General features: G+C 69.9%; 18 protein-coding genes. 10 read left to right on the forward strand and 8 right to left on the reverse strand.

Annotation, left to right across the window (positions count from 1 at the left end; translation table 11 throughout):
- Positions 1-2 precede the first annotated feature (2 nt).
- The gene (locus tag NL112_RS06915) at positions 3-917 is read right to left on the reverse strand and encodes a SipW-dependent-type signal peptide-containing protein (RefSeq protein WP_255151901.1); all 915 of its coding nucleotides are present in this window, start codon (positions 915-917) and stop codon (positions 3-5) included.
- A 297-nt stretch (positions 918-1214) separates the two neighbouring features.
- Here NL112_RS06915 and NL112_RS06920 point away from each other — a divergent pair, with 297 nt between their 5' ends.
- Entirely contained in the window at positions 1215-1739 is a 525-nt protein-coding gene (locus tag NL112_RS06920) for a DUF7344 domain-containing protein (RefSeq protein WP_255151902.1), read from the forward strand.
- A 103-nt stretch (positions 1740-1842) separates the two neighbouring features.
- Positions 1843-2496 carry a DUF7344 domain-containing protein gene (locus tag NL112_RS06925; protein ID WP_255151903.1) on the forward strand — a complete coding sequence of 218 codons (654 nt, stop codon included), beginning with the start codon at positions 1843-1845 and terminating at the stop codon, positions 2494-2496.
- Between the two features lie 66 nt (positions 2497-2562).
- Here NL112_RS06925 and tatA read toward each other — a convergent pair whose 3' ends face one another.
- Positions 2563-2808, reverse strand: coding sequence for a twin-arginine translocase TatA/TatE family subunit (gene tatA, locus NL112_RS06930; protein ID WP_255151904.1), 246 nt, complete (start codon positions 2806-2808; stop codon positions 2563-2565).
- 101 nt (positions 2809-2909) lie between these two features.
- On the opposite strand from tatA, the gene NL112_RS06935 reads away from it, so the two are divergent.
- Positions 2910-3461: a hypothetical protein gene (locus NL112_RS06935; RefSeq protein WP_255151905.1), complete on the forward strand. Its 552-nt coding sequence runs from the start codon at positions 2910-2912 to the stop codon at positions 3459-3461.
- Here NL112_RS06935 and NL112_RS06940 read toward each other — a convergent pair.
- A complete protein-coding gene (locus NL112_RS06940; RefSeq protein ID WP_255151907.1) occupies positions 3452-3937 on the reverse strand; it encodes an AN1-type zinc finger protein in 486 nt (161 codons plus the stop codon). The two genes, NL112_RS06935 and NL112_RS06940, sit on opposite strands and share 10 nt — an antisense overlap.
- Positions 3938-4051: 114 nt before the next feature.
- Between NL112_RS06940 and NL112_RS06945 the strand changes: the two genes are divergently transcribed.
- A complete protein-coding gene (locus tag NL112_RS06945) occupies positions 4052-5242 on the forward strand; it encodes a lactate 2-monooxygenase (RefSeq protein ID WP_255151908.1) in 1191 nt (396 codons plus the stop codon).
- Here the strand turns inward: NL112_RS06945 and NL112_RS06950 are convergent, their stop codons facing one another.
- Entirely contained in the window at positions 5243-6058 is an 816-nt protein-coding gene (locus NL112_RS06950; protein ID WP_255151909.1) for an AAC(3) family N-acetyltransferase, read from the reverse strand.
- Between the two features lie 116 nt (positions 6059-6174).
- Here NL112_RS06950 and NL112_RS06955 point away from each other — a divergent pair, with 116 nt between their 5' ends.
- Positions 6175-6606: a cytidine/deoxycytidylate deaminase family protein gene (locus tag NL112_RS06955; protein ID WP_255151910.1), complete on the forward strand. Its 432-nt coding sequence runs from the start codon at positions 6175-6177 to the stop codon at positions 6604-6606.
- A gap of 1 nt (position 6607) precedes the next feature.
- Here NL112_RS06955 and NL112_RS06960 read toward each other — a convergent pair whose 3' ends face one another.
- Positions 6608-7693, reverse strand: coding sequence for a geranylgeranyl reductase family protein (locus tag NL112_RS06960; RefSeq protein ID WP_255151911.1), 1086 nt, complete (start codon positions 7691-7693; stop codon positions 6608-6610).
- Between the two features lie 118 nt (positions 7694-7811).
- On the opposite strand from NL112_RS06960, the gene NL112_RS06965 reads away from it, so the two are divergent.
- Entirely contained in the window at positions 7812-8858 is a 1047-nt protein-coding gene (locus NL112_RS06965; RefSeq protein WP_255151912.1) for a sensor histidine kinase, read from the forward strand.
- Here the strand turns inward: NL112_RS06965 and NL112_RS06970 are convergent.
- The 3 genes from NL112_RS06970 to uvrA form a co-directional block, all read right to left on the reverse strand.
- Entirely contained in the window at positions 8849-9760 is a 912-nt protein-coding gene (locus tag NL112_RS06970) for a WD40/YVTN/BNR-like repeat-containing protein (protein WP_255151913.1), read from the reverse strand. The genes NL112_RS06965 and NL112_RS06970 overlap by 10 nt on opposite strands.
- The gene (locus NL112_RS06975) at positions 9761-10366 is read right to left on the reverse strand and encodes a winged helix-turn-helix domain-containing protein (RefSeq protein ID WP_255151914.1); all 606 of its coding nucleotides are present in this window, start codon (positions 10364-10366) and stop codon (positions 9761-9763) included.
- Positions 10367-10615: 249 nt separating this feature from the next.
- Positions 10616-13603, reverse strand: a complete 2988-nt coding sequence (gene uvrA / locus NL112_RS06980) for an excinuclease ABC subunit UvrA (RefSeq protein WP_255151915.1) — start codon at positions 13601-13603, stop codon at positions 10616-10618.
- A gap of 188 nt (positions 13604-13791) precedes the next feature.
- Between uvrA and NL112_RS06985 the strand changes: the two genes are divergently transcribed.
- The 4 genes from NL112_RS06985 to NL112_RS07000 are packed head-to-tail and all read left to right on the forward strand — an operon-like array spanning position 13792 to position 16143.
- The gene (locus NL112_RS06985) at positions 13792-14226 is read left to right on the forward strand and encodes an NUDIX hydrolase (RefSeq protein ID WP_255151916.1); all 435 of its coding nucleotides are present in this window, start codon (positions 13792-13794) and stop codon (positions 14224-14226) included.
- Between the two features lie 47 nt (positions 14227-14273).
- Positions 14274-14702, forward strand: coding sequence for a rhodanese-like domain-containing protein (locus NL112_RS06990; RefSeq protein WP_255151917.1), 429 nt, complete (start codon positions 14274-14276; stop codon positions 14700-14702).
- 39 nt (positions 14703-14741) lie between these two features.
- Positions 14742-15317, forward strand: a complete 576-nt coding sequence (locus tag NL112_RS06995; protein WP_255151918.1) for an LURP-one-related/scramblase family protein — start codon at positions 14742-14744, stop codon at positions 15315-15317.
- 19 nt (positions 15318-15336) lie between these two features.
- Entirely contained in the window at positions 15337-16143 is an 807-nt protein-coding gene (locus tag NL112_RS07000; protein ID WP_255151919.1) for an E3 ubiquitin ligase family protein, read from the forward strand.
- Position 16144: the final 1 nt, after the last annotated feature.

Consider the following 16144-nt stretch of genomic DNA (forward strand, 5'->3'; position numbering starts at 1 on the left):
GATTAGCTCGGGGTCGGCGTGCCCGAGGGGGTCACCTGCGTGCCGTTGAACGGGTCGTCGTTGTTGCGGACCTGTTCGGTCTCGAACACGAGGTCGAACGACACCGTGTCGCCCTGAATGTCGTTGCCGACCGCCGTCGGAATCTCCAGCAGCAGGCAGAACTCCGCGGCCCCGTCGCCGCGGTCCGCGCCGTCGTTGGTCACGTAGAACGGCGTGCCGTCGTTCTTCCTGATGAGTTGGCCGCCTCCCAGGAAGGAGGCGAACTGGTTGAGCGTGGGGTAGTCCATGTCGGACTCCACGGTCTGGCCGTACTCCGCGCTGGTGTAGTCGTCGTCGCTGACGGCCGCGTACGGCTTGTTGACCGTCCCGTCGGGCTCGTCGTTGGTCCACGCATCGAGCACCGAGAGGTCGCTCTTCTGGCCGCTGGAGGTGCCGTCGGTCGGGCCGCCGTACGCCTGCCAGAGCGACGCGAGGATGGCGTCGCCCAGTTCGCCGTCACCGGTCGTGTCGCCCTCGGGTTCCGGGTTCGCGCCCTCGCCGTTTTCGAGGTCGGTCACCGAGACCTGGACGTAGCCCGGGTTGGTCTCGTTCTCGATTTCGAAGCAGATGATGGCCCAGTCGCCGGGCTTCACGTCGTCGACCGTGAGGCCGACCACGGCCTCGCTGTCGTCGGCCGTTCCCGAGAGGCCGAGCACGCCGGGCTGGTCGGCCCAGTACGCGTTCGCGCCCACGACGGTCGCGGTGACGCTCAGGTCGAGCGTACCCGCGGTGATGCTGTTGTCGCTGAACTCCTCGCGGTCGCTGAACAGCGCGGAGGTGCCGAGGCCGGCCCCCGCGGAGGCGAGGCCGATGGCCCCGAGTCCGGCGATCATCTTGCGGCGCGAGAGGTCGTACAGGTTCTGTTGGTCGTCGGTCATGGTGGTCTCCCCCCGGGCCGTGCGGGCCGGTCCCCCAGCGTCCTCGGGTTGGAGACCTCTCGGACTGCAGGGGTGTTAGGTAAAGAGAGCGGACCGGTCGGCGAACCCGGCGTTCGGTCGCGCTCATCGGGCCGTTGGCCGGGGCGGTACGCTCCCCGTACGCGGCCGTCGGGACCGGTACGGTGTTCGTGCCGACGCGCTCCCGTCGGTCGAAACGCGGGGTTCCGTTCCGGTACGCGAACCATGTCTAAATCCCCCGGAGAAGTCACTGCCTAACGTAATGGAGTGCGAGGAGCCGTGCTGAGGTACGCCCGTCGCCGGCTTCCGCCGACGACGGTCCACCGCGTGTTGAGCAGTCCCCGCCGCGCCACCGCGTTGCGCCTGCTCAGACGCGAGGGAGCGATGCCCGTGGGGGAGTTGGCGGACGCCGTCGCCGCCGTCGAGGCCGGCGGCGAGCCGCCAGGCTCGCTCCGCGACAGCGTCTACAACTCGCTCCGGCAGACGCATCTCCCGCGGCTCACCGACCTCGGGCTGGTCGCTCACGAGGACGGCGTGGTGCGGCCGCTTGCGGCCAGCCGACACGTCGCCCGCTACGCGACGCCCGTCGCGCTGTTCGGCGTCTCGTGGGCCGAGTTGTACCGCGCGCTCGGCATCCTCGGGCTCTGTCTCGTCGTCGCCACGCTCGCGGGCGCGCCGCTCGTCGACGCCGTCGACCCGCTGGTGTGGGCGACGGCGACGCTGGCCGCGTTCGCCGTGACCTCCGGCTGTCAGCTGTGGGCCGCCCGCCGGGTCCGGGTCCGCGACCCCCGCGACCGTCGGTAAGGTCGCGGTACCGATTGTGCAGGCCAGTCGTTCCTGACAGAGTTAATACGGAATCGTATATGCTCCCATATCGCCTCTGAGAGGCTGTTATGGGGGTGAACACGTGTCTACACAGCAGGACGTAAGCGCGGACGACCGGGCGGCAGGCTCCGGTGAGGGGGGAGTAGTGCGGGCGGCCGGTGCGGGCACCACCGGCCGGCTGTCGACGGACGCCGTCTTCGAGACGCTCGGGAGCCGTCGCCGTCGCTACGCGCTCCACTACCTGAAGCAGGTCGACGAGTCGGTCACCATCCGCGACCTGTCGATGCAGTTGGCCGCGTGGGAGAACGACGTCGAACTGGCCGCGGTGACGCCGAAACAGCGCAAGCGCGTGTACACGGCGCTCCACCAGACGCATCTCCCGAAGATGGACAAGCTCGGGGTAGCCGTCTACGACCGCGACCGGGGGGTCGTCAGCCTCACCGACCACGTCCGCGAGTTCGACGTCTACCTCGACGTCGTGCCCGCGGACGACCTCTCGTGGGGGCAGGTGTACGTCGGCCTGGCGGCGGTGCTGACGGCGCTCGTCAGCGTCGCGGCCGTCGGCGTCTACCCGTTCGACGCCGTCGGTGGGTTCGGCTACGCGCTGTTCGTCGCCGTCGCCTTCCTCGCTGTCGGGGGCTACCACGCCGTCCACGACCGGCGCACGCGTCTCGGCACCGGGGGGTCGCCACGCTCCATCGACCCGCCGCCGGAGCGGGACGGCGACGCGCCCTGATAGGGAGCCAGTGGCTACGCGGAGTCGGTCCGTCCGCAGTCGAACGTACAGAAAGAGGGTCCGTCGTCAGGCGCTGTCGGTCGCCGTCTCGGCCGTCTCGGCCGTCTCGGCGTCGGCCGCCTCGGAGCGTTCGGCGGCGGCCTCCCGTATCTCGGCCTCGACGGCCGCACGACCTTTCTTGAACTCACCCATCGCCTCGCCGCTGGACCGCGCGAGTTTCGGCAGGCGGTCGGCTCCGAACAGCAGGACCGCGACCAGCAGGATGACAAGCAGTTCGGGACCGCCCGGGATGCCGACGAACATCGGAATCATATCTCCTCCACGCGGTGTGGCACGATCAGTATGCCACGCCTACCGCCGACCTGGTTCCGGGGAGGCGAACCTTCTATAGCTATCGGCGCTATCCGGAGGACGTGACGGTCCTCATCGCGGCCGCCGACGACGCGGGGACGGCGGCCCACGACGCCCTCTCGACGGCCGGCTTCGACGTCGAACGGGTGACGACGCTGGCCGACGCGCGGGTCCGCGGCGCCACCGCCGACGTGGTCGTCGCGGGCGAGTTGGCCGACGCCACGGCGCGTGACCTTCGGGGCGCGCTCCGGGAGGCCGGCGCCGCCACGCCCGTCGTTCGTCTCGGTACGGCCCCCGACTTCGAGTACGCGGTCGAGCCCCCGTACGAGGACGCGCTGGTCGGGACGGTCCGGCTCGCCCGGCAGGCGGACGCCTACCGGACGGCCGTCGACGACCTGTACGAGCGGTGCCGGGAGCGTGCCGCCGCCGGCGAGTCGCTCACCCCCGACGACGAGGCGGTCGCGGCCGCCCGCCGCCGCGCCGAGAGCGCGTTCGAGGAGGTGCGGCGGCTCGGTGGCCACACCCCGTACGAACGGCTGTTCCCGGAGGTCGAGGGGTCGGAGAACGGTCGGGGCCCGGACGTCGAGGACGCGGACGGCGACGGTCAGACGTAGCCGTACAGGGTCGCCGCGAGGCCCGCGTAGTACGCCGCGGTGAGAAGCAGCGAGAGGCCGCCGACCTTCGCCAGATACGTCGGATAGCTCTGCTCCTCCATCCACTCGAGCACGGAGTTCGGCCCGCGTTCCCACGGCATCCCGCGGTTCGGCGGGAGGTCGTCGCCGCCGTCGCGGTCCGGCCGGGTCTCACGGGCGGCGTCCCGGGCGACCTCGACCCGCGGCCCGGGCACGCGCGTCCCGTCGTCCTCGCCCGCCGCCTCTGGGCCGTCGGTCGTCCCGTCGGTCACCCCGGCCGGGTCGTCGGCGATGACCGTGCCGTCGCCGAACTCGAATCCGACCGGGCCGCCGTCGTCCGTGGTGAACCGGTCGCAGGCGTGGTGTGGGAACTGGTGGGTCGCACAGAACTGCTTGCTACAGTGACTGCAGGTGAACAGCAGTTCCTCCTCAGCGCCACAGGACGCACACCGTGTCATCGGTCGACGTGTTCGGGTGAACTGACTTGAAGTTTTCACGCGTTTCCAACCGTGAAATCGACCGGGCGTGCCGTGAGACACAGACCTATGTGTGTGCGTGGTCCAGGGACGGACATGCCGGAGGACACGCACGGCGAGCAGTTCGGCGTCAAGCATATCCGCGAGGTGTACCGCAAGGGGATGTACGAGGGCGAGACCCCCGACTTCCCCGTCTCGTTCGAGGAGCTCCGGGCCGAGGCGTTCGAGCGCATGGACGAGACCGCGAAGGCGTACGTTCACGGCGGCGCCGGTAGCGAGGAGACGTTCGAGCGCAACAAGGACTTCTCGGCGTGGCGCATCGTCCCCCGGATGTTGCGCGGCGTCGCGGACCGCGACCTCTCCGTCGAGCTGTACGGTCGGACCCACGAGTACCCCGTGATGATAACGCCGCTGGGCGTCCAGAGCCTGCTCCACGAGGAGGCCGAGGGCGGGACGGCCCGCGCCTGCAAGGAGATGGACGTGCCGTTCATCCTGAGTTCGCTCTCCTCGACGCCGATGGAGGAGGTGGCCGAGGAGTTGGGTGACACGCCGAAGTGGTTCCAGTTCTACTGGTCGACCGACCGCGACGTCGCCGCCTCGTTCCTCGACCGCGCGGAGGAGTCGGGGTACGACGCCATCGTCCTCACGGTCGACGCGCCGACGCTCGGCTGGCGCGAGCGCCTCCTGGAGCGGGGGTACTACCCGTTCCTCGACGGCGAGGGCGTCGCCAACTACTTCTCGGACCCCGCGTTCCGCTCGAAACTCGACGCACCCCCCGAGGAGGACCCGCAGGCGGCCGTCGACCTGTTCCTCGAAATCTTCGGCGACGCCTCGCTGACGTGGGACGATTTGCAGTTCCTCCACGACAGCACCGACCTCCCCGTCATCGTGAAGGGTATCCTCCACCCCGACGACGCGCGTCTCGCTATCGAGCACGGCGCGGACGGCGTCGGCGTCTCTACCCACGGCGGCCGGCAGGTCGACGGCTCCATCACCGCGTTCGAGGCGCTCCCGGACGTGGCCGACGAGGTCGACGGCGAGGTGCCCGTCTTCTTCGATTCGGGCATCCGGCGCGGCGAGCACACGTTCAAGGCGCTCGCGCTCGGCGCGGACACGGTGTTGCTCGGCCGGCCGTTCGCCTACGGGCTGGCCCACTCCGGCCAGTCGGGCGTCGAGAACGTCCTCAGGAACCACATCTCGCAACTGGACCTGACGATGGGGCTCGCGGGCATCGACGACGTCGAGGCCATCGACCGCGCGGCCGTGAAACACGAGCGGGACCTGTAGTCAGTCCCGCCGTTCGCCTATCCACTCGGCGGCGAAGTCGACGAGGGCCCGTTGGTCGAACAGCGTCGCCGACGCGATGCCGACCTCGCCCGTCTCGACCGCGTCGGGGCGTGCCGCCTCGAAGGCGGCCGCGCAGTCGGCGAACGCGCCGTCGTCGTACGCGAGTTCCTCGAACGCGACCCACCGCGTCTCGCCGTCCACGCGCATCGCCGCGCCCGATTCCACGGTCGGTTTCGCCCAGTCGGCGCGGTGCTCCGCGAGATGTAGCGAAGTGTTCCGTCCGGGGTCGACGCCAACCATGAGGACGGAGCCGCCGAGGTCGTACACCGCCTCCAGCGGCGACCCGGGGCCGAGTCCCGTCTCCAGCGGGTGCGTCTCGACGAGTCGCTCGGCGTCGGCGCCGATGGCCGCGAACGAGTAGATGGGGTGGTCGCTCCGGACCGCCTCGTCGTAGTCGCGGAGACACTCGGGGATGGCACCCATCCCCCGGGTGGGGGTCGCGTCCGGGCGGAAGGGGGGACGCGACTCCCGGATAGGCTCGTACCACGACTCCGGCACCGGCGGATTCGAGAACTGCGAGGGGTCCATCAACTGCGGCGAGTGGGTCGGGACGACGACCGTCCCGTCGGGTCCGACCGCGTCCCGGAACCCCTCGACTGCGCCCTGCGGGCCGCCGGGCACCCGCCCGAGCGACGACAGCGACGAGTGGACGAGCAGGACGTCGCCCGCCTCGACGCCCAGGTCCCGACAGTCCGCGGCGATGCGGTCGGGCGTGATTGGTTCGTCGCTGCGCTCGGCCGGGAGTTCGTCGCTCACGGGAACCACCGCTGCATACTCGGCGGTTTCCGGTCGTCGGAATAAGTCTTCGGTGGGAGTGACACCGGTCCACGCCCGACCGGAAACTACCTGCCGGCCGCGGACGAGACTCGGGTATGGAGACGGCGCCACTCACCGACGACGACGAGGACCTGATAGCACAGGTCGCCGCGACGAACGACCGGACGTACGACCCCGAGTTCTTCGACGGTGCCCACATCGTCGCGGGCGGGGTGAGACTCGCGGACGGCACGGTCCACGAGGGGGTGAGCCTGCCGGCGTCGGTCGGCCGGGCGTCGATGTGTGCGGAACCGGTCGCCGTCGGGTCGGCCATCGCCGACGGCTACGGGCACGACGACCTCCGCACCTGCGTCGCCGTGGCGTACCCCCGCGGCGAGGACGAGACCGAACCGAGCGTCGTCCCGCCGTGTGGGTCGTGTCGGGAACTGCTGGCCGACTACGACCCCGACCTTCGCGTCGTCGTCCCCGTCGACGGCAAGCGGCGGGTCGCGCGGGCGATGGACCTGCTCCCGACGCGGACGTGGTAGCTCAGCCCCACGACAGAAGCGCCTTCAGTTGCTCGCGGGAGAACAGCGTCGAGGGCTCGTCCATGTGGACGCCGATCTCGCCGGAGAACGCCCGGAGGCCGACGCGCTGGACGGGTTCTGGCATGGAGTAGCCGGCGCGGACGAGGTGGCCGAGTTGCTGTTCGCGCCGCAACTCGGAGCGCCAGGCGTCCTCGTAGTCGCCCAGCGTTTCGGGTCGAGCGGGGTCGACGGTGCGGGCGGCGTGGTCCGCGGCGCGCATCCCGTAGAGGATGCCGCCGCCGGTGAACGGCTTGGTCTGGGCGGCGGCATCGCCCACCAGCAGGGAGCGCCGGCCGGTGACGCGCTTGGGCGGGCCGACCGGGATGAGCCCCGAGCACCGCTCGTCGACGTCGGCGCCGTAGTCGTCACAGAACGCGCGGAAGCGGGCCCGCTCGTCGTCGCCCGGCCTGACGGCGAGACCGTACTCGACGCCCGCCTCGCCGCGCGGGATGCGCCACGCGAAGAACGTCGGCACAGAGAGGTGGACGTCGACGAACTCCTGGTGGTCCGGGTCGGGGTCGAAGCCGAGCACGCCGTGCAGGAACTCGTCGGGTTCGGGGAGGCCACACTGGTCGCGCACCCGCGAGCGGGGGCCGTCGGCCCCGACGACGAGGCGGGTCTCGAACCGCTCGGTGCCGTCGGGGCCGCGGGCGGTGACGGTCACCGAATCGCGGTGCTCCTCGACGCGGGTGACGGTGTGGCGGTCGCGGACGTCCGCGCCGGCGTCGCTGGCGGCCCGGGCCAGCGTCTTGTCGAGGCCGACGCGGTCGATGGCGTTCGATATGGGGTCGTCGCGGTAGAACGGGTAGGCCCGCGAGTCGGCGTCGCCGAGGTGGAAGCGGGCGCCGTGAATCGCGTTCTGGAACAGTTCGTCGCGGGCCGCGTCGGGGACGTACTCCCAGACGTCGAGCGAGACGTGGCCCGAGCAGGCCAGCGGCTTCCCGACTTCGCCCTGTTCGAGCACGAGCACGTCCCGGCCGCACTCGGCCGCGGAGCGGGCGAACCGCGAGCCAGCGGGGCCGGCCCCCACGACGACGAAGTCGCGCATTACCGGTGGCACGGCGCCGTGGGCCAAGAACCTTCCAGTTCGTCGCCGGGCCAGTAAGTATTAGGCCGGGGGGTCCGGAGGCCGGGACACGACGAGTCGCGGCCTCCGGGGAAACGAGATGGGTACGGACCAGATGACGGCATCGAACGAGACGCTCCAGCGAGCCTCGCTTCTACTGCTCGGTGTGGGGCTCCTGGCGCTGTCGGCGGTCAACGTGCTCGTCAGCGACGCTGACCTCTGGCTCCGGCTGGTGGAGTCGGGGCTCCCCATCGGGCTTGCGCTGTTCTTCCTGGTGTTCGCGGTCCACCTCTACGAGCGCGGCGAATCGCCGGAGGCGATGGTCGTCATCACGGCGTGGGCGTTCGCTGGCGGCCTCGTTACGGGCGCGCTCGCGGTCTGGTTGCTGGCGGTCATCACACTCCAGGGCGAGGTGATATCCGACCCCTCCTACGTCGTCGCTAGCTCCGCCACCGTGGGGGCGACGTTCGGCGGCGCGGCGGGCTACTACCACGCACAGCTCCGGGAGACCGCGTCCCAGCTCCAGCGGCAGAACATGCGGCTCGACGAGTTCGCCAGCATTCTCAGCCACGACCTGCGGAACCCGCTCAGCGTCGCGGCCAGCGGGATGGACCTCGCCAAGCAGACGGGTCGTGAGGAGGACTTCGAGCGGGTCAAGCAGGCCCACGAGCGGATGGACCGGATGATAGCGGAACTGCTGAAGCTCTCCCGGCAGGGCGCGGACCTCTCTGACCTCGAACCCGTCTCGCTCCGCGAGGTGGCCGAGGGGGCGAGCGAGACGGTCGCCGCGGACCTGCAAGCCGACATCGCGTTCCGGTTCCCCGACGACACGAAACTGCGCGCGGACCCCGAGCGGCTCGCGGCCGTGTTCGAGAACCTGTTTCGCAACGCCGGCGAACACGCCGGCTCGGAGCCGACGGTGACCGTCGGCGCGTTCCCGGACGGCGCGGGGTTCTACGTCGCCGACGACGGGCCGGGAATCCCGCCCGACGAGCGCGAGGACGTGTTCGACCAGGGGTACACCACCGACGCGCAGGGGACGGGCATCGGCCTCGCCATCGTCCGGCGGGTCGCCGACGCGCACGGCTGGGACGTGTCGGTCACCGAAAGCGAGGCGGGTGGCGCCCGCTTCGAGTTCTACACCTGAACGGCGAGGCCGGCCGGCGGCGCGTCCGGCAGTCGGTCGCCGGCGACCACCTCCTCCCACGTCCCGCCGGCGTCGTCGCTCTCGAACAGCCCGCGGTTCGACAGCGCGAGGAACCGCCCCGGCTCCGGCGCGCGGACGACGGCGCGGTAACAGCCGTCGCCGTGCGGCAGGTCGTCGATTCGCGTCCAGTCGTCGTCGGCGCGCCGGTACACCGAGGAGACGCCCTGCCGGTGGGCCTGGGTCGCCGACCGCGCGCTCGACAGCACGCGCACGTCGGGGTCCGCGGGGTCGACGGCGACGCTCCAGCAGTAGCGCTCCTCCAGCCCGGACTGCGGGTACGTCCACGAGTCGCCCCCGTCGGTCGACTCGGCGTAGCCGTCGCCCGCCGCACAGTAGAGGCGGCCGGGCGCGTCGGGGTGGGTGGCGAGTTCGTGGGTGTCGCGCCGGGCGCCGGCCACCCGGTCGCGCCAGGTCTCCCCGCCGTCGTCGGTCCGCACGAGCGCGCCGGCCTCGATGGCCACGTACCACCGGCCCGCGCGGTTCGGGTCGGGCTCCAGCCAGCGGACGTGATGGGTGTCGGGCCGCGGCGGGAACGACCACTCGTTCGACGAGGGAAGCGTCGTCAACTCCGGCAGTCGCTCCCACTCCCGGCCGTCGGTCGAGCGGTAGACGGCGCTCGGTTCCGTGCCGGCCCACCACGCGCCGTCGCCGCGCGTGACGGCGGTGACGTGGCCGTCGAGCACGCGCTCGAACCCCTCACCTGTCCGGCGGTACAGCCCGTCCCACGTTCCCGCGTACACGTCGCCGCCGCCGGCGGCGAGACACTCGACATCGGCGAGGTCGGTCGCCGTCCCCTCGTCGACGGCGAGCACCCGGTCGGGGAACGCGGCGTGGACGGTCATCTACTCCTCGGTGTCGCCGCCCCCGAGCAGTTTCCGGAGCAACAGGACGAGGACGATGACCGCCGCCACGACCGCGACGGTACGCAGTCCCTCCTCGTCGTCCGAGAGCTCCGGCCGGTCGGCGGCGGTGCGGGTCTCAGTCTCCGAGTCGGGCGTCTCCACGTCGGCCTCCTCCTCCTCTTTCTCCTCATCACCGTCATCGTCGTCGCCGTCGACGGCCTCGACTTCGACCTCGGTCGGGCCGTCGTCGGTCTCGGCCTTCGCCTGCTCGGCCGCTTCGACGTCGACGTCGTTCTCGTCGCTCGTCTCGTCGCCCTCGCTCTGTTCACGTTCCTCGGCGTCGGTTTCCGCGTCGTCTTCAGCCTCGCTCTCGGCATCGGCCTCGCTCTCGGCTATCTCGTCTTCGCGTTCGGGGAGCCACCAGACGACGTTGTTCCCCTCGGTGGTCCGTTCGAGTAGCCCCTCGTCGACGAGTTGCTGGAGCCGATTGCGGGTCGTCCCCCGCGTGACCGGGAGCTGTCCGGCGACCTCGGTAGTCGTCATCCGGGGTGCGTCGTTCGAGCGCAGTATCTCGAGGATGGTCTCGTCGTCGACGGAGGTGGACATGCACGGCGATTCGTCGCCCGCGAACTTAAGGACACCCGACCGTGCGAGGGTTCAAGTACGGAAGCACGGCCACCCTCGCCGTGACGTGACGCCCGCTCCGGGGTGGTCAGCGATTGTGCGACACCACACCCCGGAGAGTGGAACGGTGTCGCCTGTTCGCTATCGCCCCGGCCGCTCCGTCAGTCGTCGCCGATTGGCATTACGGCGACATCGGTCAGTCGTCGCCGATTGGCATTACGGCGACCGCAGTCAGTCGTCACCCGCGGCTCGGGCCTCCGCCTCCTCGGCGTCGGTCTCCTCGGCCAGTGCTTCGCGCTTCTCCCACCGCTCGGCCCGCGGCCCGTCCATCTCCACGTCGGGGAGCAGGTCCCGGAGGTAGCGACCGGTGTGCGAGTCGTCCTGCCGGGCGACGGCCTCGGGCGTGCCCTCGGCGACGAGGTCGCCGCCGTGTTCGCCGCCCTCCGGCCCGAGGTCGATGATGTGGTCGGCGTTCTTCACCAGGTCGAGTTCGTGCTCGACGACGACGACGGTGTTGCCGTCGTCGGTCAGCCGCTGGAGCACGTCGATGAGCTTCCGCTCGTCCTCGGAGTGGAGGCCGGTCGTCGGCTCGTCCAGCAGGTAGAGCGTGTCGCCGGAGTCCTTCTTGCCGAGTTCCTCCGCGAGCTTGATGCGCTGGGCTTCTCCGCCCGACAGGGTGGTCGACGGCTGACCGAGTCGCATGTAGCCGAGCCCGACGTCCTTCAGAAGCTGGAGACGCCGCCGGATGCCGGAGTGAGACTCGAAGAACTCGTGGGCCTCGTCGACCTCCATCTCCAGTACGTCCGCGATGGTCGCGCCCTTGTAGGTAACGTCGAGCGTCTCGTCGTTGTAGCGGGAGCCGCCACATTCCTCGCAGGGGACGTACACGTCAGACAGGAAGTTCATGTCGATTTTGACGGTGCCCTGTCCCCCGCAGGCCTCACAGCGGCCACCCTTCACGTTGAACGAGAACCGGCCGCGCTCGTAGCCGCGCTGTTTGGCGAGCTTCGTCTCCGCGAACAGTTCGCGGATGTGGTCGAACACGCCCGTGTACGTCGCCGGGTTGGAACGGGGCGTCCGGCCGATGGGCGACTGGTCGATGAGCCGCACGCTCTCTATCTCGTCGATGCCCTCGATGTCGTCGTGGTCGCCAGGGAACACGTCGGTGTCGTTCATCCGCCGGACGAGCCCCTTGTAGAGAATCTCGTGCAGTAGCGTCGACTTCCCCGACCCGGAGACGCCCGTGATGGCGGTGAAGTTGCCCAGCGGGACCGTCACGTCGAGGTCCTTGAGGTTATGTTGGCGAGCACCTCGAACGGTGAGGTGGCCGTCGGCGTCGCGCCGGTCGTCGGGCACGTCGATGACCTTGCGCCCGGCGAGGTAGTCGCCGGTGACGGACGCGTCGGCGGCCATCACGTCGGCAACGTCGCCGTTGACGACCACGTCGCCGCCCCGCTTCCCGGGACCGGGACCCATGTCGATGACGTTGTCCGCGCGCCACATCGTCTCCTCGTCGTGTTCGACGACGACCAGCGTGTTGCCCAAATCGCGCAGGCCCTCCAGCGTGTCGAGCAGTTTGTCGTTGTCGCGCTGGTGGAGGCCGATGGAGGGTTCGTCGAGCACGTACAGCACGCCGACGAGCCCGGAGCCGACCTGGGTGGCCAGCCGGATGCGCTGGCTCTCGCCGCCAGACAGCGTCGAGGCCTCGCGGTCGAGCGTGAGATACTCCAGCCCGACCTCCTCCATGAATCCGAGGCGCGCACGTATCTCCTTGAATATCTCCTCGGCGATGGTCCGTTCGCGCTCCGAGAGGTCGGATTCGAGCCCCTCGAAATGCTCCAGGGCGTCGCCGATGCTCATGCGGTTGATTTCGGTGATGGCGGTGTCGGCCACGAGGACCGCCCGCGACTCCGGCCGGAGACGCGTCCCCTCACAGTCGGGACAGGTCGTCGTCGCCATGTAGTCCTCGATGTGCTCGCGGGTGCTCTCCGAGTCCGTCTCGACGTACCGGCGGTCGAGGTTCGGGATGACGCCCTCGAACTGCTTCTCCTTCCGGCGGGTGCCGTTCTTCGTCTGCCGTTTGAACACCACCTCGTCGTCGGTGCCGTAGAGGAACGCCTCCTGGACGTCCTCGTCCAGTTGTTCGAACGGCGTGTCGACGCTCAGGCCGAAGTGCGCGGCCACGCTGTCGATGCGCGTCCGGTAGTACGACCGGTTGTAGCTCCACGGCTCGAACACGTCCTTCAGCGGCTTCGAGGGGTCCTGCACCACGAGGTCTTCGTCGACCTCCTTCGTCTCGCCGATGCCCTCGCAGGCGGGGCAGGCGCCGTGCGGGGAGTTGAACGAGAACGACCGCGTCTCGATTTCGGGGAGGTCGATGCCGCAGTGCGTGCAGGCGAGTTCCTCCGAGAAGGTGACGACGAGACGGTCGCGGTCGTCGCCCGCGAGGTCGCCAGTCGACCGCGTCTCCGTCCCGAGGTCGACGTCCTCGGGCGGGTCCGGCAGGATGACCTTCAGCGCGCCGTCGGCTTCCTCGAGGGCGGTCTCCACCGAGTCGGTGATGCGCGAGCGGGCCTCCTCGCTGACCGTCACGCGGTCGACGATTACGTCGACGGTGTGGTTGTAGTTCTCGTCGAGGTCGGGCCGCTCGTGGGAGAGGTCGTACTCCTCGCCGTCCACTTCGACGCGGGCGTACCCCTCGCCCGCCAGGTCGTCGAACAGGTCCTCGAAGGCTCCCTTCTGGTCGCGGACGACGGGCGCCGCGAGTTTGGCGCGGGTGTCTTCGGGCAACTCGAGCACCCGCGAGACCATGTTCTGGGCGGACTGCTCGCCCACCTCGCGGCCACACTCCGGGCAGTGGGGGGTGCCGACGCGCGCATAGAGGAGACGGAGGTAGTCGTGGAGTTCGGTGACGGTACCGACCGTCGAGCGGGGGTTGTTGGCGGCGTTCTTCTGGTCGATGGAGATGGCCGGAGAGAGCCCCTCGACGTTCTCGACCTGCGGTTTGTCCATCTGGCCGAGGAAGTTGCGGGCGTACGCCGACAGCGACTCGATGTAGCGGCGCTGGCCCTCCGCGTACACCGTCTCGAAGGCCAGCGAGGATTTGCCGGAGCCGGACAGCCCCGTGACGACGGTGAACTCCTCGCGCGGGATGCGGACGTCGACGTCCTTGAGGTTGTGCTCCTCTGCACCCCGGACCTCGATGTGCTCCTTCGTCATTAGGCGTGCCACGGTTCGGGGTCGGGAAACCCTGTCGGTTAGGGGACGCAACTACCGGAAGCATCCGGACCACGCGACCGGTGACCATCGGGAACCGCGAGCGCCGGTGAACGCGGTGGGTTCTCCGGCCGTGTCACACTGACTCACACCACCGATAGCGGTTTGCCGCTCGCCGCGAACGCCGACCCATGATGGCAGAGTACGGCCGCGTCGTCAACGTCGACGGCGTCGTCGTCCGCGACGGCGAGTACCTGCTCGTCGAACGGAGCGCACAGAAGGACCACGCCGCCGGCGTGCTCGCGTTCCCCGGCGGGAAACTGGAATCGACCGATGGCGACGCCATCGCGGCGACGGCCCGGCGCGAACTCGCGGAGGAGGTCGGCATCGAAGTCGGTGCGGTCGAGTACGTCCACGCCAGCACGTTCGAGGCCGACGACGGCACGCCGTGTCTCAACGTCGTCGTCCGTTGTGAGCACGTCGGCGGCGAGGCCCACCCCCGCGCGACCGACGAGGTGGCGGCGGTCCGCTGGCTCACCCACGGCGAACTCCACGACCACGACGACGTGCCCGAGTTCGTCGCCGCGTACGCCGACATGGTCGAGGGGGTACGAGCGGCCGACTGACGCGCCGGGCGATGGGTTCAGGATGGGTGGCGTCGTACCGACGCGCCGTGACAGACGCCGACTTCGACCTCGACCAGCGTGCGTGGGGACTCGCGGAGGCGGCCGACGCGGCCGTGGAGTCCGTCACCGTCGACGTGTTGGACGCCGAACGCGGCCGCGACGACGTAGTCGTGCTCGACATCCGCGACATCCGCGAGGTGTGGATAGAGGGCTCGATTCCCGACGTCGAGCATGCGCCTCGCGGAATGGTGGAGTTCTGGGCCGACCCGGAGACGACGTACTACAAGGATTTTTTCCACCCCGAGAACCGCTACGTGCTCTACTGCAACGAGGGCGGCCGCTCGGCGCTCGCCGCCGAGCGCCTCGAAGCGATGGGCTACCCCGACGTGGCCCATCTAGAGGGGGGGTTCACCGCGTGGCAGGACGCAGACAAGCCGACCGTCGACGTGCCACAGAAGGACTACGCGGGCCGGTAGGCCGGGGGACTTATCAACAACCCGGGAGGACGCGGAGGCATGAGCGACCAGTACGACATCAGCGGCATCGAACTGACGGACGACAGCTACACCGTCGACCAGTCGCTGATACGCAACAAGTACAAGGCGACCGACTCGGCCGGCAACGTCGTTCTCCGCGGGAAACAGAAGATGTTCAAACTGAAAGAGGAGTTCCCGTTCACGGACGGCGACGACACCGACGTGTTCACCGTCAAGGCCGGCGGCATCATCGACGTGGCGGGCGATTACGTCCTCTCGGACGCTCAGACGGGCGAGGAACTCGTCATCCTCGACAACGACTACTCGCTACTACAGGACACCTGGACCATCCGCGACGCCGACGACGAGCGTGCGCTCGCCAAGATAGACTCCCGGGGTGCGATGATGACGCTGGCGCGCAACCTCCTGCCGTTCGGCTATCTCATCCCCCACAAGTACGAGATAACCGACACGGACGGCGACCACGTCGGGTCCATCGAGGGCCAGTTCTCCCTGCGCGACACCTACGAGATAACGCTCGACGACACCAGCGACGTGCCGAAGGAACCCGTCGTCGCCGCCGCCATGGTCATCGACGCCATCCAGGGCAACTGATGGCCGTCGGAGGTGGTCGATGAGCGTCCTCGATACGCTCGTCGGGAGCCTGTTCTGGGTCGTGTTGTTGCTCCTCGGGGTGGGTCTCGTCGCGTACGCCGTCGACCGGGTGCGGAACGTCCGCGCCATCCTCTCGACGCCGACGAGCGACGCGGGGTTCGTCTCGACCGGCCGGGTCGAACTGGAGGGCGCCGTCGACGCGCGCGACACCGTCGAGACGCCGTTCACCGGCACCGACTGTGTCGCCTACGAGTGGCAGGTCGAGGAGCACGACCGCGACCCCGGCGACGCCTTGCGCGACTGGGACACGCTCGCGCAGGGGGGCGTGACGGTGCCGTTCGCCGTCGGCGACGGTACCGGGGAGGCGCTTGTCGACCCCGTCGAACGCGGCGACGGCGTCGACGCGGAACCGCCCCGCGACGCGTCCACCGAATCGGAGGGCTGGCTCTCGTCGGGCCTGCCGACGGACCTCGACCTGCCGGCGACCGACGAGATAGTCGTCGAGGCCGGCGAGGACCCCCCCGAGCGCGTCGCCGCGTTCCTCGCCGGCCGGGAGAACCGAGACCGCGTCCACGACGAGAAGCGCCGGTTCACCGAGCGGCGACTCGAGGACGGCACGGAGGTGTACGTGCTCGGCCACGCCGTCGACACCGGCCGGGGCGTCGCCGTCGAGAACCACCGCGGCGAGCGGTTCGTCGTCTCGGCGAACTCGGAGACGCGGACGGCGCTCCGGAACGTCGGCGGCGGCGTCCTCGCCTTCGTCGTCGGCGTCCTGCTCGTCGTCGTGAGCGGGTGGATACTGCTCGCGACGGCCGGCGTCGTGTGAG

The sequence above is a fragment of the Halorarius halobius genome, from assembly GCF_024298865.1.
In the GTDB taxonomy this organism is placed as follows: domain Archaea; phylum Halobacteriota; class Halobacteria; order Halobacteriales; family Haloarculaceae; genus Halorarius; species Halorarius halobius.